Origin of the sequence: Actinophytocola sp., assembly GCF_045807065.1 — a bacterium.
In the GTDB taxonomy this organism is placed as follows: domain Bacteria; phylum Actinomycetota; class Actinomycetes; order Mycobacteriales; family Pseudonocardiaceae; genus Actinophytocola.
On sequence record NZ_JBJMIE010000338.1, the window covers coordinates 1 to 9,773 of the forward strand.

Annotated in this window: 7 protein-coding genes and 1 pseudogene; 5 read left to right on the forward strand and 3 right to left on the reverse strand. The window is 72.2% G+C overall.

Features of this window, described 5'->3' with window-relative positions; translation table 11 throughout:
* The 3 genes and pseudogenes from ACJ73U_RS19525 to ACJ73U_RS19535 form a co-directional block, all read left to right on the forward strand.
* On the forward strand, positions 1 to 1,234 hold a 1,234-nt coding region (locus tag ACJ73U_RS19525; protein ID WP_407779088.1), incomplete at its 5' end, for a beta-ketoacyl reductase.
* Positions 1,235 to 1,250: 16 nt separating this feature from the next.
* Positions 1,251 to 1,407: pseudogene (locus tag ACJ73U_RS19530) on the forward strand (thioesterase domain-containing protein); the annotation flags it as partial.
* Positions 1,408 to 1,498: 91 nt separating this feature from the next.
* A complete protein-coding gene (locus ACJ73U_RS19535; protein WP_407779089.1) occupies positions 1,499 to 2,722 on the forward strand; it encodes a cytochrome P450 in 1,224 nt (407 codons plus the stop codon).
* Positions 2,723 to 2,785: 63 nt separating this feature from the next.
* On the opposite strand, the gene ACJ73U_RS19540 is transcribed toward ACJ73U_RS19535, so the two are convergent.
* The 3 genes from ACJ73U_RS19540 to ACJ73U_RS19550 form a co-directional block, all read right to left on the reverse strand.
* Complete coding sequence (locus tag ACJ73U_RS19540) at positions 2,786 to 4,537, reverse strand: 3-hydroxyacyl-CoA dehydrogenase family protein (protein ID WP_407779090.1); 1,752 nt, start codon at positions 4,535 to 4,537, stop codon at positions 2,786 to 2,788.
* Complete coding sequence (locus ACJ73U_RS19545) at positions 4,534 to 6,084, reverse strand: FAD-dependent monooxygenase (protein ID WP_407779091.1); 1,551 nt, start codon at positions 6,082 to 6,084, stop codon at positions 4,534 to 4,536. The genes ACJ73U_RS19540 and ACJ73U_RS19545 overlap by 4 nt, the downstream gene beginning before the upstream one ends.
* Positions 6,085 to 6,175: 91 nt before the next feature.
* On the reverse strand, positions 6,176 to 7,390 hold the full coding sequence (locus ACJ73U_RS19550; RefSeq protein WP_407779092.1) for a cytochrome P450: 1,215 nt from the start codon (positions 7,388 to 7,390) through the stop codon (positions 6,176 to 6,178).
* 254 nt (positions 7,391 to 7,644) lie between these two features.
* Between ACJ73U_RS19550 and ACJ73U_RS19555 the strand changes: the two genes are divergently transcribed.
* Entirely contained in the window at positions 7,645 to 8,847 is a 1,203-nt protein-coding gene (locus ACJ73U_RS19555; RefSeq protein ID WP_407779093.1) for a cytochrome P450, read from the forward strand.
* Positions 8,848 to 8,879: 32 nt separating this feature from the next.
* Positions 8,880 to 9,773: class I SAM-dependent methyltransferase (locus ACJ73U_RS19560; protein ID WP_407779094.1), on the forward strand; the 894-nt coding region annotated here is incomplete at its 3' end.

Below are 9,773 nucleotides of genomic sequence, written 5' to 3' on the forward strand. Positions count from 1 at the left end.
CGATCCCGACGCCGCCGCGACCTGGGGGCTCGGCCGCGTGCTGGCCCTGGCACACCCCGACCGGTGGGGCGGGCTGATCGACCTGCCGGATCGGCTGGACCACCGCGCCGGCGCCGCGTTCGCCGCCGCGCTGACCAGCGGCGAGGACCAGGTGGCCATCCGTGCCGCGGGAGGCTTCGTGCGCCGGCTGGTGCGGGCCACGATCGGCGACACCGCCGGCAACAGGATCGGCGACACGGCCGGCGACACGGCCGGCGACACGGCCGGCGACACGGCCGGCGACACCGACTGGCGGCCGTCAGGCACCGCGCTGGTCACCGGCACGAGCGGGATCGGCGCGTACCTGGCCGGGTGGCTCGCCGACGCCGGCGCGGAGCACGTCGTGGTGTGCGGCGAGCCCACACCCGACCTCGCGGGGCGGGTCACGTTCACCGACTGCGACCCCGCCGACCGGACCGCGCTGCGCGACCTGCTCGCCACCCACCGGGTCGACGCCGTCTTCCACACCGAGGGCGGCCGCCGGGCCGCGGAGAACCTCCACGAGCTGGCCACCGACGCCGCCGCGTTCGTGCTGTGCACTTCGATCGCCGGTGTCGTCGGCGGGGTGGGCCAGGGTGAGCGCGCCGCGACCGACGCCGCGCTGGAGGCGCTCGCCGAGCAGCGCCGGCGCGACGGGCTCCCCGCCACCGCCATCGGGCTCGGGCCGGTGACCGGCGACCCGGGCGCGGACGCCCTCGCCGAACTCGGCCTGGCGGCGCTGGCACCGGAGACGGTGCTGACCGCGCTGCGCTGGGCGCTGCGCCGCGACCAGAGCGCCGTGCTCGTCGCCGACGTGGACTGGGCGCGGTTCGGTGACGTGTTCACCATGGCCCGGCCCGCGCCCCTGCTGGACAGGCTGGTCACCGCGGGGCGCAAACCCGGCGTGGACCAGGAGCCGGGCGACGAGGAGCTGCGCGCGCGCCTCGCCCGGCTGGCACCGGACGAGCGCGAGGCGGCACTGCTCGAGGTCGTCCTGCGCCACGCGGCCTGGGTGCTCGGCCACGATTCGGCGGAGGCGATCGAACCGCGGCAGGGCTTCCTGGAGATGGGCTTCGGGTCGCTCGGCGCGATCGAGTTCCGCAACCGGCTGGTGGCGGCGACCGGTCTCGCGCTCCCGGCCACCGCGGCCTACGACCATCCGACGCCGGCGGCGCTGGCCAAGCACCTCGCGGCCGACCTCGTCCCCGTCAGCTGACCGCCAAGGAGGAACCGTGAACGACGCCTGGATCAGGCGGTTCCACCCCGGCACCGGCGGCGCCGACCCAGCTCGTCTGCTTCCCACACGCCGGCGGTTCCGCGAGCTTCTACCACCCGGTGCCCGCGGCCCCGCGGCCGGCGGTCGAGGTGCTGGCCGTGCAGTACCCCGGCCACCCATAGGGGTTGCCTAGGGGTTGAGGCGTCCAGCGACCCCTCAATATCATTTTTCGTGATTTCACAATAGGGAAGGTTGCGACCACGAATGACTGACAAAGGCCAGGTGCGACGATTTCCCAGTGGTGAGTACGAGGGACACGGTCTCGATCCGATGCTGGCCGAGCTGCGTGCCAACGAGCCGTTGGCCAAGGTCCAGCTCCCCTTCGGCCGAGAGGCCTGGCTGGTCACCCGCCATCGCGACGCGCGAATGGTGGTGACCTCCCGGCATTTCAGCAGGGCGCGGGAAAGCGGCCCCGACGCCCCTCGTTTCATGGCCAGCCCCCGCGATCCGCTCGTCGTCTCGGCACTCGACGCGCCGGAGCACACCCGGGTGCGCAAACTGGCCGGCAAGGCGTTCACCCCGCGGCGGATCGAGACGCTGCGCGACAACGCCCGGAAGAAAGCGAACGAGCTGGTCGACGAATTCGCCGGGCTCGACCAGCCGGCCGATTTCCTGAAGCATTTCGCGCGGCAGATGCCGCTGGCCATGATGACCGAGATGATGGGCATTCCGCGCGAGGACTTCCCACTTTTCCACCAGTGGATCGACGACATGGAGGTCATCGACGAGGCCGGCATGGAGAAGGCGCAGCGCGCGTTGAAGGGGACCATCGACTACCTCGCCACGCAGGTCGCCAAGCGGATGGCGGACACCCACGACGACCTGCTCGCGGACATGGTCGCCGCACACGAGGGCGCCGACCGGCTGACCGAGGACCAGCTCGTCCACTTCGCGTTCGGGTTGTGGTTCGGCGGCCTGGACACCACGTTCAACCTCATCACCAACGGCTTCTACCTGCTGCTGACCCACACCGACCAGCTCGGTCTGCTGCTCGCCGACCAGAGCCTGATCCCCTCGGCCATCGACGAGTTCCTCCGCTACGCCGGGGTGAACGGCGTGGACCACGCGCGGGTGGCGCTCACCGACGTCGAGCTGAGCTCGGGGACGATTCCCGCCGGGGACGCCGTCGTGGTGTCGCTGTCCTCGGCCAACCGGGACGAGTCGGTCTTCACCGACCCCGACGAGGTCGACATCACCCGCTCACCCAACCCGCACCTGGCGTTCTCGGGTGGGATGCACTACTGCATCGGCGCGCCGCTGGCGCGGATGGAGATGAGCGTCGCGTTGGACGTCGTGCTCAACCGGCTGCCCGGCCTCCGGCTCGCCGTGCCCGTCGAGGAGGTGCCCTGGGCGAAGCGGAAGCTGGTCCGACGGCCGGAGGCCCTGCCGGTCAGGTGGGACGACGTGCTCCCCGCCGCGGGGGACTGACCCTCGAACTCGACACGGGTGCCCTGTCCGCCGATCTCACGGCATCGGCGGACAGGGCACCCGTCACGTCTGGTGCCGGAAGCCCCGAGCGGTGCCGCGGCCGACGCAGCCGGCGGCCACCAGGTCCGACAGGTACCTCGCCGGGGCCAGGCCGGCGTCGCGGGAGCTGTCGTGTAGGCGTCGCTGGATCGCCAGTGACACGTCCAGCCCGATGGTGTCCAGGAGCCGGAACGGCCCCGTCGGGAAGCCGTACCCGCCGGCGAGCACCGCGTCGATCGGGTCGAGGTCGACGTTGCGTTCCCGCGCGAGGTGAGCCGCACGGTTGAGGTACGGGAACAGCAACGCGTTCACGATGAACCCGGCCCGGTCTCCGCACCTGACCGCCCGCTTGCCGAGGGACCGCGTCACCGCGAGCGCCGTGGCCACGACCTCGTCCGCCGTCAGCGCCGTGTGCGCGACCTCGACGAGGTCCACCACCGGAGCCGGGTTGAGGAAGTGCATGCCCAGCACGGCCTCCGGCCGGCTCGTCGCGGTGGCGAGCTGGAGCAGCGGCAGGCTGGACGTCGTCGTCGCGAGCACGCACCCGGGCCGCGTCACCTGGTCCAGCCCGGTGAACACGCCCCGCTTGACCACCACGTCCTCGGCGACGGCCTCGACCACCAGGTCGCAGTCACCCAGCGCGGCGAGGTCACCGGCGCCGGCGAGCCGCGCCATGGTCCGGTCGAGCTCGTCGTCGTCGATCTCGTGCCCGCGGACCGCGGTGACCAGCGACGCCTCCACCGCGGACAACGCCGTCTTCGCGCGCGTGTCGGTGCGGGCCGCGACGGTGGTGGGGTAGCCGGCACGGGCGAACACCTCGGCGATGCCGGCGGCCATCGTGCCCGACCCGACCACGCCCACGCTGGTCACCGAGCACCCGCCGGCAGCGGCGTCGGGCGCGTGGGCCGGGGTGCCGTCCGGGGTGTCGTACCGGTAGAAGCCGCGCCCGGATTTGCGGCCCAGCAGCTCCGCATCGACCATCCGGCGCAGGACGCCCGCCGGGGTGTACCAGCCCTCGCCGGTCCGGTCGGCCAGCGCCTGCAGGCTGTCGACCACGACGTCGAGGCCCATCGCGTCCAACTGCGCGAGCGGGCCGAGCCGCAGACCGCAGCCGAGGGTCATCGCGGCGTCGATGTCGTCGCGGGACGCGTGGTTGCGCTCGTACATCACCGCGGCCCTGTTGAGGTAGCCGAGGAGCAGGCCGCCGCCGAGCAGGCCGGGGTGGTCCGCGACGCACACCGCCGACTTCCCCAGGCCGGCGACGAACTCGGTCATGTGGCGGCGGACCCCGGCCTCGGTGATCGGGGTGTGCACGACCTCCACGACCGTGCCGCCGGTCAGCCCGTCCGGATGGCACAGGTGCAGGCCGACGGTCCGCGCCATGCGGCCGCTCCGCGACGCGATCTCGGTGACCGACAGCCCGGTCGTGGTCGTGACGAACACCGTCCAGGGCGGGCACAGCTCGTCGGCCTGCCGCAGGACGGCCGTCTTGCGCGACAGTCGTTCCGGCACCGCCTCGATGACCACGTCCGCGCGGTGGAGCAGGGTCGTGCCCGTCGTGTAGCTGACCCGGCGGCGCGCGGCGGCCGTGTCCGAGTCGGACAGACCCAGCGCGGCGACCGCCTCCCCGACCCGGTTGCGCCCGCGCCACAGCGCTTCGGAGTCCCGTTCGACCGTGTCGACGAAGAACCCGTTGGCGGCCAGCAGGGCGGTGACGGCCGAACCGGTGGTGCCGAGGCCGAGCACGCCGACCGTGGTGGTGCCCGGCCCTGTCATGGCACGCCGAGGGGTTGCGGCGAGGTGGGTGCGAACCACGTGCGCACGGCGTCCCGCAGCGACGCGAGCACCTCACCGGTGCCCGGGGCCACCCAGCAGACGTGCCCGTCCGGCCGGACGAGGACCGCGTCCGTGCCGCAGTCGGGCAGTGCCCGCACGGCCACCACGTCGATCCGCGCGTCGGCGAGGGCCGCGTACCCCGGGTCGGGCGCCGAGGTCAGCAGCACACCGCGTCCCGTGCGCAGCAGCTGGTGCACCTGCCTGGGCTCTGGCTCGTCGCCGACGAACACGTCCAGGTCCGGCATCCGCGTGCCGAGCAGTTCGTGGTCGTCGCCGCCGGGCATCGGGTAGCGGATGTCCAGACCGGACACCATGCCCGCGAGGTAGTGGTTCACCTCGCTCATGGTGAGCAGTCGCGTGAAGATGGCGCGGAGCCCGTCGTACTCCTCCGCGGGGTTGGTCAGCACCGCCTGCGCCCGGGTGTTCTCGACGACCCGCTGGCCGACCGGGTGACGTTCGTCGTGGTAGCTGTCCAGCAGGCCCGCCGGCGCCTCGCCCCGTGCGGTCGCGGCCAGCTTCCACCCCAGGTTCATCGCGTCCTGCACGCCCATGTTGAGCCCCTGGCCCGCGGCCGGCAGGTGCACGTGTGCCGCGTCGCCGGCCAGCAGCACCCGTCCCACCCGGTACCGCTCGGCCTGACGGGCGGAGTCGGTGAACCGGGACAGCCAGCGCACCTCGTCGATCTCGACCTCGTCGCCGTAGCGCATCCGGACCGCGGCCCGCACGTCGTCCGCGGAGACCTCGGCGTTCGGGTCGGCGTGCGACTGGCCGTAGATGCCCCACACGACCCGGTAGAGGCCGTTCTGCAGCGGCACCAGCGGCCAGGTCATGCCGTCCTGGTGCGCGGTGTCCGAGCCGAGCAGCTCACGGATGGACTTCGGGAGGGCCCCGACCGCGTCCGGCATCCTGCGCAGGGTCACGTCCGCGACGACGCCCGCGAAGCTCGTGCGGCTCCCGGGGAACGCGACGCCGATCAGCTGGCGCACCCTGCTGCGCCCGCCGTCGCACCCGACCAGGTGACCCGCGCGGACGCGGCGCTCGCCGTCCGGAGTGCGCACGACGGCGGTGACGCCGTCGGCATCCTGTTCGAGCCCGACCAGCTCGTGCGCGCGGTGCACCCGGATCCCGTAGCGTTCGGCCAGGGCCTCCTCGAGGACCGCCTCCACCCGGTTCTGCGGGATGATCACACCGTACGGGTGGCGACTGCCCCAGCCCCGGTAGTGCATCACCGTCGGCAACCCGGCGAAGTGCGCGTCGGACACCTGCGCGAGCGACCGGTCGAGCACGGCCTGGAGCAGGCCGCGCATGGCCAGGATCTCCACGGTTCTCGGTTGCAGGCCCAGCGCCTTCGAGTGCTCGTTGGGAGTGGGCAACCGGTCGATCAGCACCGGGCGGACCCCGGCCAGTGCGAGCTCGTGGGCCAGCGTGAGCCCGGTCGGTCCGCCGCCCACCACCAATACCGGCGCGAAATCATCTTCCATCGTCATCGAACTCCTCGCCTGTTTCGCCCCCACGACAAAAGCCGCAACCATTCGAATGTGATTTCCGCGGGACGGCACGCGCAATTCAGCCGAGCCATCACCAGTCGACCGGGAGCGCGTCCAGACCGTAGCTCGCCGCGTCGTCCCGGATCGGGAGCTCCTCGAGCGGCACCGCGACCCGCAGCGTCGGGATGCGGGCCAGCAGGGTGTCGAACACGACCTGCAGCTCGAGGCGCGCGAGGTTCTGCCCGAGGCAGGAGTGGGCGCCGTAGCCGAACGCGAGGTGGTTGCGCGCGCCGCGCCCGAAGTCCACGTCGTCCGGCTCGGCGAACACCGCCGGGTCGTGGTTGGCGGCGAGGTTCATGGTGACCACGCCCTCGCCGGCCATGATCGGCACACCGGCGAGCTCGGTGTCCGCCACCGCCACCCGCGAGCTGATCCACTCGACGATCGTCAGGTGGCGCAGGAGCTCCTCCACCGCGTCCGGGGTGCGCGCCGGGTCGCGGCGCAGTCGCTCGGCCTGCTCCGGCCGTTGGAGCAGCGCGACCGTGCCGAGCGAGATCATGTTCGCGGTCGTCTCGTGCCCGGTCATGAGCAACAGCAGCGCCATGTCCACCAGCTCGCCGTGGTCCTCGGTGCCGTTCGCGCGGTGCTGGCGGATCTGCCGGCCGATCAGGTCGTCACCGGGGTTCGCCTCCTTCGCCGTCACCAGACCGTCCATGTAGGACCGGAGATCCTCGATCGCGGCGCGCACCGCCTCGATGCCCCCCGTCCGCGAGAGCAGCGTCTTCGTCCGCGCCTGGAAGTACTCGTGGTCGTGGTAGGGCGCGCCGAGCAGCTCGCAGATCACCAGGGAGGGCACCGGAAGCGCGAACGCGGCCACCAGGTCGGCCGGCCGCGGCCCGGCGAGCATGGCGTCGACGTGGTCGTCGACGATCTGCTGGATCCGCGGCTTGAGCGGGGCGAGCCGGCGGACGGTGAACTCGCCGACGACCGCGCGCCGCGCGCGGGCGTGCTCCGGCCCGTCCATGAACTGCAGCGTGCGCGGGGTCTCCTTGCGCGGCAGGCGCCGCTTGGCGAGCTGCGGGAAGTTCGGGTCGACCCGGTTCGCGCTGAACGCCGGGTCGGTGAGCATCGCACGCACGTCGGCGTGCCGCGACGCGACCCACGCCTCCTGGCCGGACACCAGCGTCGTCTTCGTCAGCGGACCCGGCTCGCGGCGCGCGAGGTGACCTTCCGCGGCGTGGAACGGACAGTTGCGCGGCGGCGGGAAGGTCGCGCGATCCGTGGGGCGGCTCGTCGCTTCTGTCATGGATGTCCTCTGTGACCGGTGGAAGAAGTCCGTCCGACGACGCGGTCTTCGCCGCGAGATACTCGCGGACAAACGAAATGTTTTCCAGCTCGTCGTTCATCATATTCGCGGAACGACGCCGGATGGCAAGGGCGGAAAGCCTCCTGCCTGCGGAACTGGGGTCATAAGGGTGCGCTAGGGGTTGCTCATTTCCGCTCGCATTCTACGGTCGGTTCGTACGGCAATTCCCGCGAGTTTCCGGCCGAGGGTGGGCGATGACAGAGACGGTCTCCACAGACACGGCATTCCACTACCCGCAGCAGCGGACCTGCCCGTACCAGCCGCCGGAGGGCTATGCGCGGCTGCGTGCCGAAGGACCGCTGGTGCGGGTGACCCTCTACGACGGCGCCACGGCGTGGCTCGTCACCCGGCACGCCGACGCACGCGTCCTGCTCAACGACCCGCGCGTGTCCTCCGACCGCAGCCGGGACGGCTTCCCGATCGTCACGCCCCGGCTGCTCGAGGTCAGGCAGTTCCGCACGCTGGTGACGATGGACGCGCCGGAGCACACCAAGTACCGGCGGATGCTGATGCCCTACTTCATCCCCAAGCGCACCCGCGAGCTGCGGCCGGACGTCGAGCGGATCGTGCACGAGAGCATCGACGCCCTGCTCGCCGCGGAGCCGCCGGTCGACCTGATCCAGGGGTTCGCCGGGCCGCTCTCCGGCAAGGTGATCTTCCACCTGCTCGGCGTGCCCGAAGGCGACCAGGACTTCTTCCAGAAGGCCTGCGTCCGGCTGCTGCTCGCCAGCACCGCCGAGGACGGGGAGGCCGCCCTCGCGGAGCTGGTCAGGTACCTGGACGAGCTGGTCACGTCACGCCGCGGGGAGACCGGCACGTGGCTGCTCGACCGGCTCGTGGCCGACGAGGGCTCACTCACCTGGGACGACCTCGTTCGGATGGCCGTGCAGATGCTGGTCACCGGCCAGGGCAGCACCGCGCAGATGATCGCACTGAGCGCCGCGACCCTGCTGGAGCACCCGGAGCAGCTCGACGAGATCCGCCGGGACCCGTCGCTGGTGCCCGGGGCGGTCGAGGAGCTGCTGCGCTACGTCACCATCGCCGACATGGCCGGCATCCGGGTCGCGACCGCCGACATCGAGCTCCACGGCCAGGTGATCGCGGCCGGCGAGGGCGTCATCATGCCGTACGCGATGATGGACCGGGACCCTGAGGCGTACCCGGAGCCGGACCGCCTCGACATCCACCGCACGATGAGCAACCCGCACTTCGCCTTCGGCTTCGGCCCGCACAACTGCGTCGCCCAGGGCCTCGCGCGGCTGGAGCTCGACATCACGCTCGCCGCCCTGTTCGAGCGGATCCCGACGTTGCGGCTGGCGGTGCCGCTGAACGAGCTGCGGGTGCGGTCCGCGGCGGACATGCAGGGCGTGTACGAACTCCCCGTCACATGGACGTGACGGGACTTCCGGACCTGGAGGAAGCCGAAGGTATGTCGAATCTCCCGTTGGACGACTGGGGTCCGGTCGCACTGTTCCTGCCCGCCGCCGGCGCCGGACCGGACCGGGTGGCCGAGACGGTCCGCCAGGTCGGTCTCGCCGCGACGACGGACGTGGTCGTGGCCGAGCTGGTCGCCCGCTGCGACCCGCCTCCCATCCGGGACTCCGTGCGGGTGCGGCTGACGCTGGTGTCCGGCGCCGAGACCGCGGACCGCACGCTGGTCGTCGACCGCGACGGGATCACGGTGCTGCCCGAACCGGCACCCGGCGCGGACACCGACGCGGTGCTGGTCCGGTTCGACGCGGTCGACCTGCTGCTGAGCCTGTTCGCACCGGCCGGCCGGCGCGACCACGCCACCAGGCAGGTGGTGTGGCCGTCCCTCGTGCGGGCCAACCACGACGGGCACGCGAACACCCGGGACTTCCGGGCCACCTGGCAGCACCAGACCATGTCGGTCGTGCACGCCGTGCTGGCCGGCGCCACGGCGTCCGATGAGGACGTCGCGAGCCTGTCGGTTCGGCTGGGCACCGACAAGTGGGGTGCGTTCAACTGGTACGCCCGCCACTACGACACCCACCTGGCGCGCCACCGCGGCGAGCCGGTCCGGGTGCTCGAGATAGGCATCGGCGGCTACGACGACCCCGAGTCCGGCGGCGCCTCGCTGCGCATGTGGCAGCGCTACTTCCGCCGCGGCCTGATCTACGGCCTGGACATCGCCGACAAGAGCAGCGTGCGCGGTCCGCGCATCCGCACCATCCAGGGCGACCAGGGCGACCCGGCCTTCCTGGCGGACCTGGGCCGGCGCCTGGGCCCGTTCGACATCGTCATCGACGACGGCAGCCATGAGAACGAGCACGTCCGCACGTCTTTCGACGCCCTCCTGCCC

What these genes read in the sequence shown, in the direction of transcription:
- ACJ73U_RS19555 (WP_407779093.1), top strand. Translation starts at nt 7,645, where the DNA reads ATGACAGAGACGGTCTCCACAGACACGGCATTCCACTACCCGCAGCAG.
- ACJ73U_RS19540 (WP_407779090.1), bottom strand. Translation starts at nt 4,537, where the DNA reads ATGACAGGGCCGGGCACCACCACGGTCGGCGTGCTCGGCCTCGGCACC.
- ACJ73U_RS19535 (WP_407779089.1), top strand. Translation starts at nt 1,499, where the DNA reads ATGACTGACAAAGGCCAGGTGCGACGATTTCCCAGTGGTGAGTACGAG.
- ACJ73U_RS19545 (WP_407779091.1), bottom strand. Translation starts at nt 6,084, where the DNA reads ATGACGATGGAAGATGATTTCGCGCCGGTATTGGTGGTGGGCGGCGGA.
- ACJ73U_RS19550 (WP_407779092.1), bottom strand. Translation starts at nt 7,390, where the DNA reads ATGACAGAAGCGACGAGCCGCCCCACGGATCGCGCGACCTTCCCGCCG.